Source organism: Dactylosporangium cerinum (genome assembly GCF_042653625.1).
GTDB classification, from domain to species: domain Bacteria; phylum Actinomycetota; class Actinomycetes; order Mycobacteriales; family Micromonosporaceae; genus Dactylosporangium; species Dactylosporangium cerinum.
Genome location: NZ_JBHSIU010000004.1, coordinates 1 through 19,242, shown reverse-complemented (window position 1 = coordinate 19,242; position 19,242 = coordinate 1). Strand labels below are relative to the sequence as shown.

Below are 19,242 nucleotides of genomic sequence, written 5' to 3'. Positions count from 1 at the left end.
CGCCGCGGCCAAGGCCGTCCCGGCGGCCGCACCCGCGAAGCGGGCTCCCGCGAAGAAGGCGGCGGCCAAGGGCTGACCCGTCGCGACGCCGACCGCCGTCCGCACAGGTCGCACGATGTGGCGGCGGTCGGTGGTGTACGTCTACCGGCCGGGTGACTGCCGGCCGTGCGGCCGCTCGCCGGGACGGCCGACGGTGGGGTGCATGGGTGTGGCGTGGGTGCGGCGGACCGAGGCGCGGTGAAGATCGTGCGCTGCTACGGTGGCCGCTGGCGAGGCCTCACCCCCAGGAGGAAGACGTGCCGGTCAAGGACGTGTTCAACCCCTGCTCCGCCCGGCGGGCGCTGCTGCTGGGCGCCGGTGCGCTCGGCGTGACGGTGCTGGCGGGCTGCGGCGACGACGAGCAGACCCCGGCGGCCGCCGGCAGTCAGCCGCCACCGTCGGCGGCGCCGACCACCGGGGGCAACCCCTTCGACAACACCGCGCCCGCGGCCGGTCCCAGCGACGCGGCGCCGCCGGCGGGCGCGCTCGTCGCGGTGAAGGACGTGCCGGTGGGCGGGGGCGTGATCGCCAAGGACACGATCCTCGTCGTGCAGGCGAAGCAGGGGACGTTCAAGGCGTACCAGGCCAGCTGCCCGCACCAGGGCGTCCTCGTCGATCCTCCGTCTGCGGGAGCGACGACGATCATGTGCCCGGGGCACAACTCCCAGTTCAAGATCGCTGACGGCAGTCTCGCGCGGGGCCCGGCGACGCGTGGGCTGAGTGGTGTGCCGGTGAAGGTGCAAGCCGGGTACGTCGTCGAGGCGTGACGCTGTGGTGATCTTGGCGGCACTCAAGGTCACGCGCGGGTAACGGATTCTCAGGGTTTGTTGAGCATTGAACCGTACCCTCCATGATCTACGTATTTCCTGGCGTAGCCAGCAGGCCAACGACCTTGGAGGAGCCTATGAGTGACACGACTCGCCGCGCGGTGCTCGCCGGAGCAGCCGGTATCACGGCTGTGACGGTGCTCGCCGCCTGTGGAGACGACAGTGACGACAGCGGTTCGACGGGGGACAGCAGCACCGGGGGTGCCGCCGCGGGCGTCCTGGCAACCAAGGCCGACATCCCCGTCGGCGGCGGCAAGATCTTCAAGGACGGCGGCGGTGTTGTCGTCACCCAGCCGGAGGCCGGGAAGTTCAAGGCGTTCAGCTCGATCTGCACACACCAGTCGTGCGTCGTCTCCGACGTCGCGGCGGGCGCGATCAACTGCAGGTGCCACGGCAGCGTGTTCTCCGCGGCCGACGGGTCGGTGAAGAACGGCCCTGCGACCAAGGGCCTGGCCGAGAAGGCCCTGAAGGTCGAAGGGGACAACATCTCGCTGGCGTGAGCGCTGCGGCTGCGGCTGCGGCTCGCAGAGCCGCGGCCTTTGCTTGGTTTGACGGGAGCGGGGTCGGCCGGGAGGGGTCGGCCGACCCTGTTTCTGTCGTACCCCTTGGATAGTCTCGAAGCGTGCCAGATCCGTCCACGTATCGACCCGCGTCCGGGACCATTCCGGACACGCCGGGGGTCTACCGGTTCCGCGATCCGTCGGGCCGCGTCATCTACGTGGGCAAGGCCAAGAGCCTCCGGCAGCGGCTCAATTCCTATTTCGCCGACGTGTGGACCCTGCACGCCCGCACGCAGCAGATGGTCACCACCGCCGCGAAGGTCGACTGGGTCACGGTCGGCACCGAGGTCGAGGCGCTCCAGCTCGAATACAACTGGATCAAGGAATACGACCCCAGGTTCAACGTCCGCTACCGCGACGACAAGAGCTACCCCTACCTGGCGGTCACCCTCGACGAGGCGTATCCGCGCCTGCAGGTGATGCGCGGCGCCAAGCGCAAGGGCGTGCGTTACTTCGGCCCCTATGCGCATGCCTGGGCGATCCGCGAGACCCTCGACCTGTTGCTGCGCGTGTTCCCCGCGCGGACCTGCTCGTCCGGTGTCTTCAAGCGCGCCGGCCAGATCGGTCGCCCCTGCCTGCTGGGCTACATCGGCAAGTGCTCCGCGCCGTGCGTCGACCGGGTCAGCGAGGACGAGCACCGCCAGATCGTCGACGACTTCTGCGACTTCATGGCCGGCAAGACCGACACCATGGTCAAGCGGCTCGAGCGCGACATGTTCGCCGCGTCCGACGAGCTCGACTTCGAGCGCGCCGCCCGCATCCGCGACGACCTCGGCGCGCTGCGCCGGGCGGTGGAGAAGCAGGCGGTCGTCCTCGGCGACGGCACCGACGCCGACGTGGTCGCGTTCGCCGACGATCCCCTCGAGGCGGCCGTCCAGGTGTTCCACGTGCGCGGTGGCCGGGTCCGCGGCCAGCGCGGCTGGGTCGTGGAGAAGACCGAGGACCTCAGCGCCGGCGACCTCGTCCACCATTTCTGCAGCCAGATCTACGGCGCCGAGGCCGGTGCCGACCCCGCCGACCTGCCCAAGGAGCTGCTCGTCCCGGAGCTCCCCGCCGACGTCGACGCCCTCGCCGACTGGCTGAGCAAGCTGCGCGGCAGCCGGGTGGCGATCCGCGTGCCGCAGCGCGGCGACAAGAAGACCCTCGCCGAGACCGTCGCCCGCAACGCCGAGCAGGCCCTCCAGCAGCACAAACTGCGCCGTGCCGGAGACCTGAGCACGCGCAGCAAGGCCCTGGAGGAGATCGCCGAGGCGCTCGGCATGCAGACCGCCCCGCTGCGCATCGAGTGCTATGACGTGTCCCAGATCCAGGGCACCGACGTCGTCGCCAGCATGGTCGTCTTCGAGGACGGCCTGTCCCGCAAGAGCGAATACCGCCGCTTCGCCGTCAACGGCGCCACCGACGACGTGTCCGCGCTGTCCGAGGTGCTGCGCCGCCGCTTCGCCCGCTACCTCGACGCCAAGGTCGAGATCGACGAGCTCGCCGCCGCTGACGCTGCGGACGGCGGGTCGGTGGGGGACGTCGACCCGTCCCGCCCAGGCATCGACCCGACCACCGGCCGCCCCCGCAAGTTCGCCTACCCGCCGCAGCTGGTCGTCGTCGACGGCGGCCAGCCCCAGGTCAACGCCGCCGCCCAGGTCCTGCTCGACCTCGGCATCGACGACATCACCATCTGCGGCCTGGCCAAGCGCCTCGAGGAGGTCTGGCTCCCCGACGACGAGTTCCCCGTGATCCTGCCCCGCGCCTCCGAGGGCCTCTATCTGCTGCAGCGGGCCCGCGACGAGGCCCACCGCTTCGCCATCACCTATCACCGGCAGAAGCGCTCCAAGCGCATGACCGCCTCCACGTTGGACAACGTGCCCGGTCTCGGCGAGATCCGCCGCAAGGCCCTGCTGCGGCACTTCGGCTCCCTGAAGCGGCTGAAGTCGGCCAGCATCGAGGAGATCGCCGAGGTCCCCGGCATCGGCCGCCGCACTGCCGAGGCGATCCTCACCGCCCTCAACGGCCCACCACCTGCGGTGCCTCCATCGGCGGCGCTGTCGGCTCAGGTGCGTCCAGCGGACGGACTCCCGTCGTCCGAGGGGCTGGCGTCCGAGGGGCTGGCGTCTGAGGGTTCGGCGTCTGAGGGTTCGGCGTCGGCCGGTGCTGCGTCGGCCGGTGCTGTGTCGGCCGGTGCTGTGTCGGGTGGTGTGGGGTCGGGGAGTCCGGCGTCAGTGGCTCCGGGACGCGGGGCGTCGGCGGGGGGCGGCGGCCGCGCGCGTTCGGACGTCACGCTCAAGGCGCCGGCCACGGTCGCCGATGTCGGCACCCCGGTCGTCGTGATCGAACTCATGCCGGGCGCGGCCGAGACCGCCGAATCCCACCCGGCTGACGCGGAGCCCGGCCAGGGCGATCCGGCGGAGGCCACGCCACGAGCTGCTGCGTCGTCTGGACCGGCCGGGCGCGAAGACACCGTCGCCGCAGCCGCCACGATCCCCGGTCCGGCGGCACCGGAGGTTCCCGCCGTGGCATCGAACGGCTCCGACGGCGACTCGGAAAAGGTACAAACCGACCGAGCCGCCAGGCAGGCGGACGGCACGACATAAACTCGTCGACGTGGTGAGCGAAGAAGCGACGGCAGCGCCCGACCGCACGGCGACCGACCTGGTCATCGTGACGGGGGTCTCCGGCGGCGGCCGCAGCACGGTTGCCCGGGCGCTGGAGAACGTCGGGTATTACGTCGTGGACAACCTTCCACAGGCGTTGCTACTCGACATGGCGGAGCTGGCGTTCGCCGCGCGGGGTGCGGCGCGGCGGACCGCGATGGTGCTCGACGTGCGCAGTCATGCCTTCTCGACCGACCTGCCGGGTGCGGTGAAGTCGTTGAGGGAGCGTGGGTTCAACCCGCGGATGGTGTTCGTCGACGCCGACGACGAGGTGCTGATCCGGCGGTTCGAGAGCGTGCGCCGCTCCCACCCGCTGCAGGGCGGCGGCCGGCTCTCCGACGGCATCGCGGCCGAGCGCAAGCTGCTGCAGGAGGCCCGCGAGCAGGCCGACGTGCTCATCGACACGAGCCACCTCAACGTCAACCAGCTCCGTGGCCGCATCGAGGAGATGTTCGGCGAGGAGGACACCACCCAGATCCGGGTCACGGTGCTCTCGTTCGGGTTCAAGTACGGCCTGCCCCCCGACGCCGACTTCGTCCTCGACGCGAGGTTCCTGCCCAATCCGTACTGGGTGCCGGAGCTGCGCGAACACACCGGCCGCGAGACCGACGTCAGCCGCTACGTGCTCGGCCAGCGCGGCGCGGTCACCTTCGTGGAGACGTACGCCCGGCTGATCAACGCCACCGCCCCCGGCTTCGAACGCGAGGGCAAGCGCTACCTCACCATCGCGGTCGGCTGCACCGGCGGCAAACACCGCAGCGTCGCGATCGCCGAGGAGCTCGCCCGCCGCCTCCGCGAGATGCGCCTCGCCGCCGCGCCGCAGCACCGCGACCTGGGGCGCGAATGAGTGTTGCGCGGCGCCGCGAGAACGGCGCAGCCGCCGACCACGACACGCCGGCCACCCCAGCCGCCGACCCCACGCCCCCGGCACCCTTCGTAGCGGCCGTCCACGACGCAACGCCGTCGGGCCACGCGACGGCAACCGGCCACTCCGTGCTCGCCGACCGCGCCGCGCCCGCCGAACCCGCGCCAGCGGCACCCTCCGTAGCGGCTGCCCACGACGCAACGCCGTCGGGCTATGCAACGCCGTCGGGCCATGCAGTGCCGCCTGGCCACGCAGCGCCAGCCGGCCGCGAGACGGCAGCCGGCCGCGCCGCACCCGCCGGCCGTGCCACACCCGCCGGCCGCGCCGCGCCGGTCGGCCGCCATGCCGCTGCCACCGCAACCCCCGGCGCGGCCCGGCGGCCGGTACGGGTCGTCGCCTTCGGCGGGGGCCACGGCCTGTCCGCCTCGCTCCGGGCGCTCCGCCTCATCCACCAGGACATGCCCCTGGACATCACCGCCGTCGTCACCGTCGCCGACGACGGGGGGTCCAGCGGGCGGCTGCGCGCGACCCGCGACATCCTGCCGCCGGGCGACCTGCGGCAGGCGCTCGCCGCGCTCGCCGACGAGGAGGCGATCGCCGAGGTGTTCCAGCATCGGTTCGCCGGCAGCGACGACCTCGCCGGGCACCCCGTCGGCAACCTCGTCCTGTGCGCGCTGATGGAGCTCGCCGGTGACCCGGTCGTCGCGCTGGACCAGGCGGCCGAGATGCTCCGCTGCGACGGGCGGGTCCTGCCCATGTCCCGGCAGCCGCTGCACATCGAGGCCGATTTGTCCGAAGGTGGTGAGGTCGTCACCGTACGCGGTCAGCACGCCGTCGCCGTCACCCTCAAGACGATCGACCGGGTCCGGTTGGTGCCGGCGGCGCCCGAGGCCTGCGCCGAGGCGGTGCGGGCGACCACCGACGCGGACTGGTTGCTGTTCGGGCCCGGGTCGTGGTTCACCAGCGTGATTCCGCACCTGCTGGTGCCGGAGCTCGCCGCAGCGATCTCCGTGAGTGGGGCGAAGCGCCTGGTCACGCTGAATCTCGCACCCGACAGTGAAACGGCTGGATTGACCCTGCCGGAACACCTTGCCGCCCTGTGTCGTTACCTACCTGGGTTACATGTCGATGTAGTTCTTGCCGACGGGAAAGCCGTAGGCGACCCCGAACCGGTCCATCGTGCGGCAGAATCGCTGGGTGCCCGTCTGGTGCTCGCGCCGGTGGCCGTCGCGGACGGAGCACCGCTGCACGACCCGCACGCGCTGGCTACAGCCTTGGAACCACTGCTGAGCAGCACGACCGACAGTTCGATTGAGCCCCGCGAGGTGACGACAGAATGGCGATGACCGCTGCGGTCAAGGACGAGCTGAGCAGGGTGGACGTAGCCAAACCCTGCTGCCGGCGCGCCGAGATGGCCGCGCTGCTCCGCTTCGCGGGCGGGTTGCACATCGTCTCCGGCCGGGTGGTCGTCGAGGCCGAGCTCGACACCAACGCGGCCGCCCGTCGGCTGCGGCGGGAGGTTTCCGAGGTCTACGGGTACCAGAGCGAAATTCACGTTCTTGCCTCTGGCGGTCTGCGCAAGGCCAGCCACTTCATCGTCCGGGTGGTCAAGGACGGCGAGGCCCTCGCCCGGCAGACCGGCCTGCTCGACGTCCGTGGCCGGCCCGTCCGCGGCCTGCCGCCACACGTCGTCTCGGCGAACATGTGCTGCGCCGTCGCGGCATGGCGCGGCGCGTTCCTGGCGCACGGCTCGCTGACCGAGCCCGGCCGCAGCTGCGCGCTGGAGATCACCTGCCCCGGCCCCGAGGCCGCGCTCGCCCTCGTCGGCGCCGCCCGGCGCATCGGCATCACCGCGAAGGCCCGCGAGGTCCGCGGCGTCGACCGGGTCGTGGTGAAGGACGGCGACGCGATCGCCGCGCTGCTCACCCGGATCGGCGCGCACCAGAGCGTCCTGACCTGGGAGGAGCGCCGGGTCCGCCGCGAGGTCAGGGCCACCGCCAACCGGCTCGCCAACTTCGACGACGCCAACCTGCGCCGCTCCGCCCGCGCCGCCGTCGCCGCCGCCGCCAGAGTCGCCCGCGCGATGGAGATCCTCGCCGACAACGCCCCCGAGCACCTGTTCAGCGCCGGCACCCTGCGCCTGGAGCACCGTCAGGCCTCGCTGGAGGAGCTGGGTGCCCTCGCGGACCCGCCGCTCACGAAGGACGCGATTGCCGGACGCATAAGGCGTCTGCTCGCCCTCGCCGACAAGCGCGCCCGCGACCTCGGAATCCCGGACACCGAATCCGCCGTCACCCCGGAGATGCTGGTCAGCTAACCGATCCAGGAGGCTCCGGTCCGTCGTGGGCGCGACCGTCGCTCCCGTCAGCCACCGGTCAGGCCGTGGCCGGCCTTCCCTGCCACGTCCGCGGACAGTTGCGCAGACACGACCTGCGGTCGTGACAAGCACGCAGCCGCTGGGCGGCCCGCATCCGCGGCCCGCCCAGCCACAGCCGCGTGGTGCGGTCCACGACCATGAGCCCCACGCCCGTGATCGAAGTCGCGGGTCGCCGGGTCGACCACGTGACGACTTTCGATCTGTGCATGGTCTTTGTCAGGCGGTTGGTGGCGCGACAAGCCGAAGGATCGCAGGGGTCCAGGTGCCCGGGGATCCTTCGGCTTGTGGGGAATCCGGCGACGCTGCCCGGCGCCCGATCCGGCATTGACGATGTCCGGATCAGGCTCGTTGCCCGCTGGTGCTGCGCCGGGAGTGGATCTCCCCGGTGATCGACGTCGCCGGCCGGCTGTCAGCCCAGCGCTGTCTCCGGAACGGACAGTCGTCAGGGCGTCCGCGTGACGACCTTGATCACGCGGGGCAAGATCCGAAACGCGCTACCTGGCCCTGTGGTCCTCGGTCGTCGCCGGGTTGGCCATGGTTGGGTGATCGAGGTCGTCGGCCGGTTGTCCGCGCAGCCCGTGCCCGACCTTGATCACGCGAGGCAAGATCTCAAGCGCGCTACCTGGCCTTGGTGCCCCCGATCGCCGGCAGGTTGACCATGGCCGCCGGGATCAACGTCGTGTGGTGATCGTCCCCGGGCGGCCGGCGCGCGCCTTCGATCACCGGCCGGCGTCGCGGGCGGCGCGCCGGCCAGTGAACCGCGCGCCCGGTTCCCGCGCCGGTAATCGTATTTTCGGCTGCAAAGCGGACATGGCCCGCGACGCGTTCCGTCCCAATAGGCGCAGCGGCAACAGTGCGAAGATCGAGTCTTCACCCGGGTGGGTGACTGCCTACGGTGCCGGTCGGGCGGAACGGCCCCGGGCTGTGTGCTCAGACACCCCGGCGGCAATCCGGCGGCCCCAAGGCGATAGGGTTTTCCTGTTCGGCGACGAAGCCGTCCGTATGCCGCTCCACGCGGCCGCTCCCCGCTCATGGGCCTCAGCGATCAGGCCCCCGACCGGGCGAGCCATGATCACTCACGGGCGACCGGCATCGGCAACGGCCGGCCGCGACGAGGCGAGGAGATGTGTCGAAGTGACCATCCGGGTTGGCATCAACGGCTTCGGCCGCATCGGCCGCAACTTCTTCCGTGCGGCGCTGGCCAAGGGCGCTGACATCGAGGTTGTGGGCGTCAATGACCTCACCGACAACGCGACGCTGGCGCACCTGCTCAAGTACGACAGCATCCTGGGCCGCCTGCCCTACGAGGTGAAGGCGACCTCCGACGAGATCACCGTCAACGGCAAGACCTTCAAGGCGCTCGCCGAGCGTGACCCGTCGAAGCTGCCGTGGGGCGACCTGGGCGCCGACGTCGTCATCGAGTCGACCGGCATCTTCACCGACGCGGACAAGGCCAAGGTCCACGTCGCCGCCGGCGCGAAGAAGGTCATCATCTCGGCGCCGGCCAAGGGCGAGGACGTCACGGTCGTCCTGGGCGTCAACGAGGACAAGTACGACGCGGCGAACCACACCATCATCTCCAACGCGTCGTGCACCACGAACTGCCTCGCGCCGATGGCCAAGGTCATCAACGACACGTTCGGCATCGAGCGTGGCCTCATGACCACGATCCACGCGTACACGCAGGACCAGAACCTGCAGGACGCCCCGCACAAGGACCTGCGTCGCGCCCGCGCCGCCGCCCTCAACATCGTGCCGACCTCGACCGGTGCCGCCAAGGCGGTCTCGCTGGTCCTGCCCGAGCTCAAGGGCAAGCTGGACGGCTACGCGCTGCGGGTGCCGATCCCGACCGGCTCGGCCACCGACCTGACCGTCACCGTGGGTCGCGAGACCACGGTCGACGAGGTCAACGCCGCGATGAAGGCCGCCGCTGACGGCCCGCTGAAGGGCATCCTCGTCTACACCGAGGACCCGATCGTCTCCAGCGACATCGTCACCGACCCGGCGTCGTGCATCTTCGACGCGGGCCTGACCAAGGTCATCGGCAACCAGGTCAAGGTCGTCGGCTGGTATGACAACGAGTGGGGCTACAGCAACCGTCTCGTCGACCTCGTCACGCTGGTCGGCACCGGCCTGTGAAGACGCTCGACGACCTCCTGAGCGAGGGCGTCGCGGGTCGGCGCGTGCTCCTGCGCGCCGACCTGAACGTTCCGCTCGACGGAGACAAGATCACCGACGACGGGCGCATCCGGGCGGTCCTGCCGACGCTCAACGCGTTGCGTGAGGCCGGCGCGCGGGTCACCGTCGTGTCGCACCTGGGCCGCCCGAAGGGCGAGCCCGACCCGAAGTACACGCTGCAGCCGGTCGCGAACCGGCTCGGCGAGCTGCTGGGCAAGCCGGTTGCGTTCGCCACCGACACCGTCGGCGACAGCGCGCAGGCGGCCGTCGCCGGGCTCGGTGACGGCGACGTGGCGCTGCTGGAGAACCTGCGCTTCAACAAGGGTGAGACCAGCAAGGACGAGGCCGAGCGCGGCGGGTTCGCCGGGCAGCTGGCCCAGTTCGCCGACGTCTACGTGGACGACGCGTTCGGTGCCGTGCACCGCAAGCACGCCAGCGTGTTCGACGTGGCGGCGCTGCTCCCGCGGTACACCGGCGGTCTCGTGCAACGCGAGCTCGACGTGCTCTCGAAGCTCACCGGCGACCCTGAGCGGCCGTATGTCGTGATCCTCGGTGGCTCCAAGGTCTCGGACAAGCTCGCCGTGATCGAGGCGCTGCTGCCGAAGGTCGACAAGCTGCTGATCGGCGGCGGCATGTGCTTCACCTTCCTCAAGGCCCAGGGCCACGAGGTCGGCAAGAGCCTGCTGCAGGACGAGATGGTCGCCACCTGCGCGGACCTGCTCGCCCGGGGCGGCGACAAGATCGTGCTGCCCGTCGACGTGGTGACCGCGGACAAGTTCGCGGCCGACGCGAAGACCCAGGTCGTCGCCGCGGACGCGATCCCGGCCGAGGAGCTCGGCCTGGACATCGGACCGGAGTCGGTGGTGCTGTTCGCGCAGGCCGTCGAGTCCGCGAAGACCGTGTTCTGGAACGGTCCGATGGGCGTGTTCGAGCTCGCGCCGTTCGCCGCCGGCACCCGTGGCGTCGCTGAGGCGATCACGAAGATCGACGGTTTCAGCGTGGTCGGTGGCGGCGACTCGGCCGCGGCCGTGCGTGCGCTCGGCATCCCGGAGGACGGGTTCAGCCACATCTCGACCGGTGGCGGTGCGTCCCTGGAGTTCCTCGAGGGCAAGGCCCTGCCCGGCATCACCGCACTGGAGGGCTGAGCGATGGCAGAAGTGACTGGCCGTCGGCCGCTCATGGCCGGCAACTGGAAGATGAACCTCAACCACCTCGAGGCCATCGCCCTGGTGCAGAAGCTGGCGTTCAGCCTGAACGAGCAGCAGCTGACCGACGTCGAGGTGGTCGTGCTGCCGCCGTTCGTCGACATCCGCAGCGTGCAGACGCTGACCGACGGCGACAAGCTGCTCATCGGCTACGGCGCGCAGGACCTGTCGCAGCACAAGTCGGGCGCGTACACGGGCGAGATCTCCGGCGCGATGCTGGCGAAGCTCGGCTGCCAGTATGTCGTCGTCGGGCACTCGGAGCGCCGCCAGTACCACAACGAGGACGACACGCTCGTCAACGCCAAGGTGAAGGCAGCGCTCGCGAACGGCATCGCCCCGATCCTGTGCGTCGGCGAGGGCCTGTCGGTCCGCGAGGCCGGCGAGCACGTGGGCTACACCCTCGCGCAACTCGACGCCGCGCTCGAGAAGATCAAGACCGACGAGGTCGAGAAGATCGTCGTGGCGTACGAGCCGGTCTGGGCCATCGGGACCGGCAAGGTCGCGACCCCGCAGGACGCGCAGGAGGTCATCGGCGCGATCCGGACCCGCCTCGCGGAGAAGTACACCGGCGGCACCGCCGACCGGATCCGCATCCTCTACGGCGGGTCGGTCAAGCACGACAACGTGGCCTCGATCATCGAGCAGCCCGACATCGACGGTGCGCTCGTCGGTGGCGCCAGCATCGATGCAGAGGGTTTTGTCCGCATCTGCCGTCTCGGCAAGTAACTGCTTCTCAACGCAGCGTCGCGCGGTCCGGTTTCGGGCCGCGCGACGCTGTTTTGTATCCCACCCCACGTTCCGCACGGCATGAACGCCGCCTAAAGTGGCCTGGTCCGCAGCCCCGACACCGGGTTGCCGGACGCTCCCGCGCACCAGCTCGCGCGGGGTTCAAGCCAAGGCCACCCGCCACGAACGGGTCGACCATGACGAGTGGGGACGAGCATGCTCGGCAAGCGTTTCGTTGCGTCGTTGGTCGGTCTGTCCCTGCTCGCCACGGCGGGGTGCAGCGACGCCGGCGCCGAGAACCGGCCGCAGCCGCCGAAGACCGGCGGGACCCTCCGCGTCGTCGTCAGCGCCAAGCCGGCCCACCTGGACCCGCAGCGCATCGCGACCGCGACCGAGGCCAACGTCAGCCGCCTCACCACCCGGACCCTCACCACGTTCCGCTCCGAGCCCGGCGACGCCGCCAGCGAGATCGTCGGCGACCTGGCCACCGACGCCGGCCGCCCCAGTGAGGGCAACCGGGTCTGGGACTTCCAGCTCAAGGACGACATCCGCTGGGAGGACGGCTCCCCGATCACCTGCGCCGACGTGAAGTACGGCGTGGAGCGCAGCTTCTCCAGCCTGTTCAGCGTCGCCCAGCCGTATGCGAAGACGTACCTCGCCGGCACCGAGAACTACGCGGGCCCGTTCGTCGGCGGCAACAACAACGGCAAGGGCCTGCAGTCCGTGCAGTGCGTCGACAACCGCAACATCAAGTTCACGCTGTCCCAGCCGGTCGGCGACTTCGGCTACACCGCCGCCATGTCCGTGTTCGCGCCGGTCCTCGCCAAGCAGGACACCAAGGGCGAATACGACAAGAAGCCGTTCTCCAACGGGCCGTACAAGCTGCAGGAGAACTCCGACCAGCAGCTCGTCTACGTCCGCAACCAGTACTGGGACCGTAAGACCGACAGCGTGCGCAAGGCGTACCCCGACAAGATCGTGATCCAGGCCAACGGGGACCTGCCGACCGTCACCTCGAACCTGATCCAGAGCGAGGGCGACTGGGCGGAGACGATCGACCTGGACAAGAACGTCGCCCCGAACTTCGTCCAGCAGGTCGTCAACGACGCGGCGCTGTCCGCCCGCGCCGTCCAGGGCAGCTACGGCGGCATCCGGTACCTGTCGCTCAACACCAAGCGGATGCCCGAGCTGGACTGCCGGCGGGCCCTCGTCTTCGCCTTCAACAAGCGCAAGTTCCGCGCGGCGCTCGGCGGCTCGGTCTTCGGCGACTACGCCAACACGATGATCGCCCCCCAGCTGAAGGCCCACAAGGACTTCGACCTGTACGACAGCACCGCCAACGTCGAAGGCAAACCCGACGTGGCGATGAAGCTGATGGACGACCAGCGCAACAAGGGCAAGCCGTGCGCCACGACGCTCACCCTGGCCATCCCGGAGCAGAAGGACATCCGCCGCCTCGCCACGACCATGGTCGAGACGTATCAGCAGATCGGCATCCAGATCAAGGTCAACGGCATCGACCCGGAGACGTACTTCGACGTCATCGGCAACCCCGCCAACGCCAACGACCTGCTGTGGGCCGGCTGGATCCCGGACTGGGCCAACGGCTCCGCCGTCATCCCGCCGCTGTTCGACGGTCGCCTGATCCCGACCAAGGCCAACGCCACCAACAACCAGAACTACGCGCTGCTCAACGACCCCGAGATCAACAACGACATCACCGCGGCCCTGGAGGAGGCGGTGCCGGAGCGGCAGTACCTGCTCTGGGGCGAGCTCGACGAGAAGATCGCGCGCAAGGCCGTCGCCATCCCGATCATCTACATGAAGGCCCTGCGGATGTCCGGCGACAAGGTCCGCGGCGGCTTCATCCACCCGCAGTTCGGCCAGCCCGACCTGTGTGCCCTGGGCCTCGCCTAATCCAGTAAGCTTCGGCGGTAGCTTTCCGCCCACCGAGAGGACGACCGCGCCATGACGGCGTTCGCCTACACCCTGATCGTGCTGCTCCTCATCACGAGCGTGCTGCTCACCATGCTCGTGCTGCTGCACCGCGGCAAGGGCGGTGGCCTGTCGAGCATGTTCGGCGGCGGCGTCTCGTCCAGCCTCGCCGGCTCGTCGGTCGCCGAGAAGAACCTCGACCGCTACACGCTCCTGGTCGGCATCATCTGGTTCGCCTGCATCGTTGGTCTTGGCCTCTGGCTGAAAGTTGTCCAAAACACTGGTGTCTGAGCACGCTCCGCGTTCTACACTCATGCGCGCGGTCCGTTCAACGGCCCGCGCGCAGGTGTTTTTCGCCCACACTCCTGCCTCCGCACGACGTCGCACCCCCCCGACGAACAGGAGCGAGCAGCCGTGGCAGCTGGTAACGCCATCCGCGGGACCCGAGTCGGTTCCGGCCCGATGCGCTGGGCCGAACGCGGTGAACAGGCCCCCCGCCGCAGCATCACCTACTGGTGCGCCAACGGGCACGTGACCGAGCCCGCCTTCGCCGCCGAGATCACGCCCCCCGCCACCTGGGACTGCCCCCGGTGCGGCCTGCCGGCGGGTCAGGACGAACAGGCTCCGCCGGAGCGCCCGCGGACCGAGCCGTACAAGACCCATCTGGCCTACGTGAAGGAACGCCGCTCCGAAGAGGACGGCGAGGCAATCCTGGCCGAGGCACTCGCCCGCCTCCGCCAGCGCCGCCACTGACCCAGCGCCGAACCAGCGTCCGGTTGATCGCCGACCCGTCGGGCCGGCCGATGGGTGCTGCTCGGGTTCCGTGATCCGGAAGAGTTCGGGTCGTCAGAGATACCCGAACTCTTCCGGATCACGGAAGGCGAGCTGGAGGAGAGCTGGCGGAGAAGTGGCGGGGCGCTACGAGCGTGGCGTCATGGCGTCGGCGTCGACCAGCCACAGCGTCCGCTCCCGGCCGTGCACCTTCGCCGCGGGCAGCGACGGCGCGCCGTTCAGCGCCTCACGCACCGCGTCCGCCTTGCCGGTGCCCGACGCCAGCAGCCACACCTCGGCCGCCGCGTTGAGGGTCGGCAGCGTGAGGGTGAGGCGGACCGGCGGAGGCTTCGGGCTGTCGTGGACGTCCGCGACCGGCCGGGGGTCGGTGAGCGCCGGGTAACCCGGGAAGATCGACGCCACGTGGCCGTCCTCCCCGACGCCCAGCAGGACGACATCAAAGGCGGCAGCGGCGAGCGAATCCGCGTACGCAAGCGCCGCCGCGGCAGCGTCGACACCGTCGGCCGCGGGCATCGGATGCACCCGGGCCGGGTCGACCGGCAGGGCGGACAGGAAGGCCTCGCGGGCCTGGGTCTCGTTGCGGTCGGGGTCGCCGGAGGGCAGGAAGCGTTCGTCGCCCCACCAGAACTCGACCCGGGACCAGTCGACGGCGTCGCGGGCCGGGTTGTCGCGGACCGCGGCGTAGATCTTGGCGGCGATGCGGCCACCGGTGAGGACCAGGGATGCGACGCCCCGCTCCGCCTGCGCGTCCGAGAGCCGGATGATCAGGCGGGCGGCGACGGCCTCGGCGAGCAGCTGAGGACCGGCGTACGTGTGCACGAGAACGGTCATGAAGCGACGGGCTCCAGGGGAGTGGCCTCAGGACGCTCGGCGAGTGCCGGGTCCTTCCAGATGTGCACCCGCGGCGCAAGCCGCTCGTCGAGGCTGCTCCGGCCGGTCGCGGCCGCGAGTGCCGCCGCGTAGGGCTGGTCCGGGTCGAGGCGGCGCAGCTCCTCGGCCAGTTCCTCGCCGAGCGGGCGGCGGCTCAACGGCAGGATCCGGTCGGACTGGCCGGTGCGCTTCAGGGTGGCGATGCCGGCGTTGAGGTCGCGGATGAGGTTCATGGTGCTGCCGTCGGCGAGCTCCAGGTTCACCGCCTCCATGATCTTGCCCTGGCCGCTGCGGCGGGTCGGGTGGACGCCGAGCCGGGCCTCGAGCCAGCCGCCGAGCAGCGGCGCGGTCGGGTCCGTGTCGGGGGCGATGATCTCGACCGCCTTGACGCCGATGTTGGTGGCGTCGAAGGCGCCGGCGAGAAGCGTGCGCCACGGGGTGATGCGGGACCAGGACAGGTCGGTGTCGCCGGGCACGTAGTCGTCGGCGCGGATGCGCAGGTTGCCGACGGGGTCCGTGGCCTGGGCGCTGTCGGTGATGCGGCGGTCCGCGACGACGCCGAGCGGGTCGTAGGCGATCCGCTCCGGCGGGGTGCACTGCCACCAGGTCACCACCGGCACGTCCGGGGCGAGCAGCGGCATGACGACCGACTCGGCGTGCAGCGCGAGGCGGCCCTGCATGCGCATGACGACCGCCTCGCACGGGCCGAGGCGGCCCCCGACGACGATCTCCGCGTCGAGGCGGGACCGCTGCTGGGTGACGTCGGCCCGCACGATGATGAGCAGCCGGCACGGGTGCGCGGACGCGGCGATGGTGGCCGCCGCCTCGGCCTCCCGGACCTGGCGTTCGTCGACGACGGCGACGAGCGTGAGGGCGAGGCCGCTGGTGAGCCCGCCGGCGCTGCGCCGCTCGTTCGCCAGGGCCTTCACGACCTCGATACCGGTGGTGTCCCAAAGTCCGATCATGACGACAATCCCCCCACTAGGCCCGGCGCCAGGCGCGGCCCTCGCGGGCCAGCATCTCGTCAGCTGCTCGCGGACCCCACTCACCCGCGCGGTACGGCTCGGGCGTCGAACCCGTCCACGCCTCCTCCAGGGGGTCGATGACGTTCCAGCTCGCCTCGACCTCGGCCGAGTCGGGGAACAGCGTCTTGTCGCCGACGAGGACGTCGAGGATGAGCCGCTCGTACGCCTCCGGGCTGGCGTCGGTGAACGCCTCGCCGTACTGGAAGTCCATCGCGATGTCGCGGACCTCCATCGTCGTGCCGGGCACCTTCGAGCCGAACTTCAGCATCACGCCCTCGTCGGGCTGGACCCGGATGACCAGCTGGTTGTGCCCGAGCATCTCCACGTCGGTCTGGTGGAACGGCAGGTGCGGCGCCTTCTTGAAGGAGATCGCGAGCTCGGTGACGCGGCGTGGCATGCGCTTGCCGGCCCGGACGTAGAACGGCACCCCGGCCCAGCGCCGGTTCTGGACGCCGAGGCGCATCGCCACGTACGTCTCCGTCTTCGACTCCTCGGGGACGTCCTTCTCCTCGAGGTAGCCGGGGACCCGCTCACCCGCCACCCAGCCGGTCAGGTACTGCCCGCGGACCGTGTTGGTGAACACGTCGGTGGGCACCGTGATCGCGTTGAGCACCTTGAGCTTCTCGGTGCGGATCGCGGTCGCGTCGAACGCCGTCGGCTCCTCCATCGCGACGAGCGCGAGGAGCTGCATCAGGTGGTTCTGCACGACGTCACGGGCGGTGCCGACGGTGTCGTAGAACCCGGCGCGGGTGCCGATGCCGACGTCCTCGGCCATCGTGATCTGCACCGAGTCGACGTAGTTGGAGTTCCACACCGGCTCGAACAGGTTGTTCGCGAAGCGCAGCGCCATGATGTTCTGGACCGTCTCCTTGCCCAGGTAGTGGTCGATGCGGAACACGTCCTGCGCGGTGAACGCGTCGTCGACGAGGTCGTTGAGCTGCCGGGCCGTGGCCAGGTTGTAGCCGAACGGCTTCTCGACCACGACGCGCCGCCAGCCGCCGGACTTCGCGTTGTCGGACATGCCGGTGCGTTCGAGCTGCTTGAGCACGACCGGGAACGCCGACGGCGGGATCGACAGGTAGAACGCCGCGTTGCCGGGGATGCCGGACTCGTCGTGCAGGTCGGACAGCGTCTGCGCCAGGTGGTCGAAGGCCGCGTCGTCCTCGAACGAGCCGGGCACGAACTTGATGTTGCCGGCCAGGCGGGACCACACCTCCTCCCGCCACGCGGTGCGGGCGCCGCTCTGCGCGGCCTTGCGGGCGATGTCCTCGAAGTCGCCGTCGCCCCAGTCGCGCCGGGCGAAGCCGAGCACCGCGAAGCTCGGCGGCAGCAGACCCCGGTTGGCCAGGTCGTAGACCGCCGGGATGAGCTTCTTGCGGGCAAGGTCACCGGTGACACCGAAGATGACCAGTGCGCACGGCTCGGGAATCCGAGGCAGTCGCCGGTCCTGCGGGTCCCGCAAGGGATTGGTCATCACACTCACCCTCCGAGGGCGGCCAACAGTTGGTCGATACCGGAAGTCCGGTCGGTCAGGTGCAGTCGCAGCAGCGGCCGGCCCCGGTCGAGCAGGGCCTGCCGGTCGTCGGCAGCCTCGGCGGCCTGGAGTTCGCCGAACGTGTAGGGACGCCCGGGCACCCGCAGGTCCTCCGTGACAGCGCCGGTGATCTGGATGGTCATTACGGCGGGGGTACCCCCAGCGCCACCGATGCCCGCAGCGGGCTGGACGGCTTCACCGCCCCAGGCGAACGTCACGGCGCGGTTGACCCGTCCGGCGAGTTCGGTCCGCAGGGCAAGGGCCGCGGCGTCACCGGTCCTGTCGAGGTGCGCGTGCACCGCCAGGATCGCTCCGGGCGGCACGGCCCGCGCGAACTCGTCGACGGCGCCGATCAGGGTCGTCGCGGCGATGGCCCCGTGCACCTCCACGGCGCCGTCGACGAACTGCGGCGCCTGCGGTGGCAGCCCCGTGTCGAGGACCCGGAGCACCCCTTCCTGCGAAGACGGCCGACCGGCGCCGGCGGGTCCTGCGGGGCGGATGAGGCCGGCGATGGTGAGGGCCTGCTCCCAGGCGAGCAGCTGCGCGCCGAGCGGCCCGTTGACGGCGAGGTCGGGGGCGATGCCGCCGCCCGGCATGATCCCGGGGACCAGCGCCCCGCCGATGGTCACGCTGAGCACGTCCGGCCCCTCGTGCCCCCAACTGCTCGGCGTCTCCAGCACGACCGCGACGGCCCGCGAGCCGACGCCGCCAGCCCCTGCGCCGCCGGCCCCTGCGTCGGCGGGTCCCGAGTCGGCGGCCCCAGCATCGGTGGCCCCAGAATCGGCGGGTCCTGCCGCGGTGAATCCTGAGCCGGTAGGTCTTGAGCCGGGGAGTCCCAAGCCGGGGAGCCCTGAGGCGCCGGGACCTGAGGCGCCGGGACCTGAGGCGCCGGGACCTGAGGCGCCGGGACCTGAGGCGCCGGGACCTGAGGCGCCAGAGCCCGAGCCCCCGAAACCTGAGGCACCGGGACCCGAGGTGGCGAGGCCCGTGGCATCGGGGCCTGAGGCGGCGAGCAGCGCGGCCACCCATTCGCCGAGCCCGACGATCCCGCTGCCGTCGGGTGCCAGGGCGAACTTGTCCCGTCCCGCGTCGACGGCGGCGGCGAGGGCGGACCCGAGCGCGACGGCCGGATGCCCGGGCCCGCCGGCGTGGGAGCCGGTGGACGGGGTCGCGGCGGGCAGCGACACGGCCGGGGCGAACCCGGTCGACGGCAGCGCGAACCCGGCCGGTCCCGCGGTGCGGCGCGGCGGCTCCGCCAGGGCGAACGCCTGCTCGACGAGGTCGCGGATGTCGGCGCCGGCGAGGCCGGCCGGCACCAGCGAGAACGCGGACAGCGCACCCGGCTGGGCGAGGAACAGCTGCGCGCCCATCTCCAGGGCGGTCGTCGCGAGGGGCGAGCCGGGGACGGTGACGAAGACGAACCGGCGGCCGAGGTCGTGGATCCCGTGGTCCTCGAACGCCTGCAGGTATGCCCGCCGGTGGCTGTCCGTCGCCAGGGACGTCGAGGTGGGCGACGTCGAGGTCAGCACGACGACGGTGTGCTGCAACCGGTCGGCGACGGCGGCGGCGACGCCGTGGGGGTCGGTGCCGGACAGGACGGTGAGCGGCACGCCGAGGGTGCGGGTGATCGCCTCGGCGGCGCGGGCCCCGGCGATGTCGCCGGG

General features: G+C 71.1%; 15 protein-coding genes and 1 pseudogene. 12 read left to right on the top strand and 4 right to left on the bottom strand.

Annotated elements, in window-relative coordinates:
* Positions 1 to 296 precede the first annotated feature (296 nt).
* From ACFPIJ_RS00960 to ACFPIJ_RS00905, 12 genes and pseudogenes are all read left to right on the top strand, one after another.
* On the top strand, positions 297 to 806 hold the full coding sequence (locus ACFPIJ_RS00960) for a Rieske (2Fe-2S) protein (RefSeq protein ID WP_380112596.1): 510 nt from the start codon (positions 297 to 299) through the stop codon (positions 804 to 806).
* A 137-nt stretch (positions 807 to 943) separates the two neighbouring features.
* Positions 944 to 1,366 (top strand): Rieske (2Fe-2S) protein, encoded by a 423-nt coding sequence (locus tag ACFPIJ_RS00955; RefSeq protein ID WP_380112595.1) that lies wholly within the window; start codon positions 944 to 946, stop codon positions 1,364 to 1,366.
* A 122-nt stretch (positions 1,367 to 1,488) separates the two neighbouring features.
* Positions 1,489 to 3,430 (top strand): annotated as a pseudogene (uvrC, locus tag ACFPIJ_RS00950) (excinuclease ABC subunit UvrC); the annotation flags it as partial.
* A 594-nt stretch (positions 3,431 to 4,024) separates the two neighbouring features.
* Complete coding sequence (gene rapZ, locus ACFPIJ_RS00945; protein ID WP_380113054.1) at positions 4,025 to 4,918, top strand: RNase adapter RapZ; 894 nt, start codon at positions 4,025 to 4,027, stop codon at positions 4,916 to 4,918.
* Positions 4,919 to 5,352: 434 nt separating this feature from the next.
* On the top strand, positions 5,353 to 6,282 hold the full coding sequence (locus tag ACFPIJ_RS00940; RefSeq protein ID WP_380113053.1) for a gluconeogenesis factor YvcK family protein: 930 nt from the start codon (positions 5,353 to 5,355) through the stop codon (positions 6,280 to 6,282).
* Positions 6,273 to 7,253, top strand: a complete 981-nt coding sequence (gene whiA / locus ACFPIJ_RS00935) for a DNA-binding protein WhiA (RefSeq protein WP_033359740.1) — start codon at positions 6,273 to 6,275, stop codon at positions 7,251 to 7,253. Before ACFPIJ_RS00940 ends, whiA begins: the two co-directional genes overlap by 10 nt.
* 1,194 nt (positions 7,254 to 8,447) lie before the next feature.
* Positions 8,448 to 9,452 (top strand): type I glyceraldehyde-3-phosphate dehydrogenase, encoded by a 1,005-nt coding sequence (gene gap, locus ACFPIJ_RS00930; protein ID WP_380112594.1) that lies wholly within the window; start codon positions 8,448 to 8,450, stop codon positions 9,450 to 9,452.
* Complete coding sequence (locus ACFPIJ_RS00925; RefSeq protein WP_380112592.1) at positions 9,449 to 10,636, top strand: phosphoglycerate kinase; 1,188 nt, start codon at positions 9,449 to 9,451, stop codon at positions 10,634 to 10,636. The genes gap and ACFPIJ_RS00925 overlap by 4 nt, the downstream gene beginning before the upstream one ends.
* Before the next feature lie 3 nt (positions 10,637 to 10,639).
* Positions 10,640 to 11,422 (top strand): triose-phosphate isomerase, encoded by a 783-nt coding sequence (tpiA, locus tag ACFPIJ_RS00920; RefSeq protein WP_380112591.1) that lies wholly within the window; start codon positions 10,640 to 10,642, stop codon positions 11,420 to 11,422.
* Between the two features lie 216 nt (positions 11,423 to 11,638).
* Complete coding sequence (locus ACFPIJ_RS00915) at positions 11,639 to 13,339, top strand: ABC transporter substrate-binding protein (RefSeq protein ID WP_380112590.1); 1,701 nt, start codon at positions 11,639 to 11,641, stop codon at positions 13,337 to 13,339.
* A gap of 51 nt (positions 13,340 to 13,390) precedes the next feature.
* A complete protein-coding gene (gene secG / locus ACFPIJ_RS00910; protein ID WP_380112589.1) occupies positions 13,391 to 13,648 on the top strand; it encodes a preprotein translocase subunit SecG in 258 nt (85 codons plus the stop codon).
* 123 nt (positions 13,649 to 13,771) lie between these two features.
* Entirely contained in the window at positions 13,772 to 14,110 is a 339-nt protein-coding gene (locus tag ACFPIJ_RS00905; protein WP_380112588.1) for an RNA polymerase-binding protein RbpA, read from the top strand.
* 165 nt (positions 14,111 to 14,275) lie between these two features.
* Here ACFPIJ_RS00905 and pgl read toward each other — a convergent pair whose 3' ends face one another.
* The 4 genes from pgl to ACFPIJ_RS00885 all read right to left on the bottom strand — a co-directional run.
* Entirely contained in the window at positions 14,276 to 14,980 is a 705-nt protein-coding gene (pgl, locus tag ACFPIJ_RS00900; RefSeq protein WP_380112587.1) for a 6-phosphogluconolactonase, read from the bottom strand.
* The gene (locus tag ACFPIJ_RS00895; protein WP_380112586.1) at positions 14,977 to 15,984 is read right to left on the bottom strand and encodes a glucose-6-phosphate dehydrogenase assembly protein OpcA; all 1,008 of its coding nucleotides are present in this window, start codon (positions 15,982 to 15,984) and stop codon (positions 14,977 to 14,979) included. The genes pgl and ACFPIJ_RS00895 overlap by 4 nt, the downstream gene beginning before the upstream one ends.
* Positions 15,985 to 16,000: 16 nt before the next feature.
* Positions 16,001 to 17,518: a glucose-6-phosphate dehydrogenase gene (gene zwf / locus ACFPIJ_RS00890; RefSeq protein WP_380112585.1), complete on the bottom strand. Its 1,518-nt coding sequence runs from the start codon at positions 17,516 to 17,518 to the stop codon at positions 16,001 to 16,003.
* Positions 17,519 to 17,523: 5 nt separating this feature from the next.
* The coding region (locus ACFPIJ_RS00885; RefSeq protein WP_417323590.1) for a hypothetical protein at positions 17,524 to 19,242 on the bottom strand (1,719 nt) is incomplete at its 5' end.

Excerpts from the sequence above, each read along its gene's own strand:
- pgl (WP_380112587.1), bottom strand. The coding sequence starts at position 14,980 with ATGACCGTTCTCGTGCACACGTACGCCGGTCCTCAGCTGCTCGCCGAG.
- tpiA (WP_380112591.1), top strand. The coding sequence starts at position 10,640 with ATGGCAGAAGTGACTGGCCGTCGGCCGCTCATGGCCGGCAACTGGAAG.
- ACFPIJ_RS00895 (WP_380112586.1), bottom strand. The coding sequence starts at position 15,984 with ATGATCGGACTTTGGGACACCACCGGTATCGAGGTCGTGAAGGCCCTG.
- zwf (WP_380112585.1), bottom strand. The coding sequence starts at position 17,518 with ATGACCAATCCCTTGCGGGACCCGCAGGACCGGCGACTGCCTCGGATT.
- secG (WP_380112589.1), top strand. The coding sequence starts at position 13,391 with ATGACGGCGTTCGCCTACACCCTGATCGTGCTGCTCCTCATCACGAGC.
- ACFPIJ_RS00955 (WP_380112595.1), top strand. The coding sequence starts at position 944 with ATGAGTGACACGACTCGCCGCGCGGTGCTCGCCGGAGCAGCCGGTATC.
- ACFPIJ_RS00915 (WP_380112590.1), top strand. The coding sequence starts at position 11,639 with ATGCTCGGCAAGCGTTTCGTTGCGTCGTTGGTCGGTCTGTCCCTGCTC.
- whiA (WP_033359740.1), top strand. The coding sequence starts at position 6,273 with ATGGCGATGACCGCTGCGGTCAAGGACGAGCTGAGCAGGGTGGACGTA.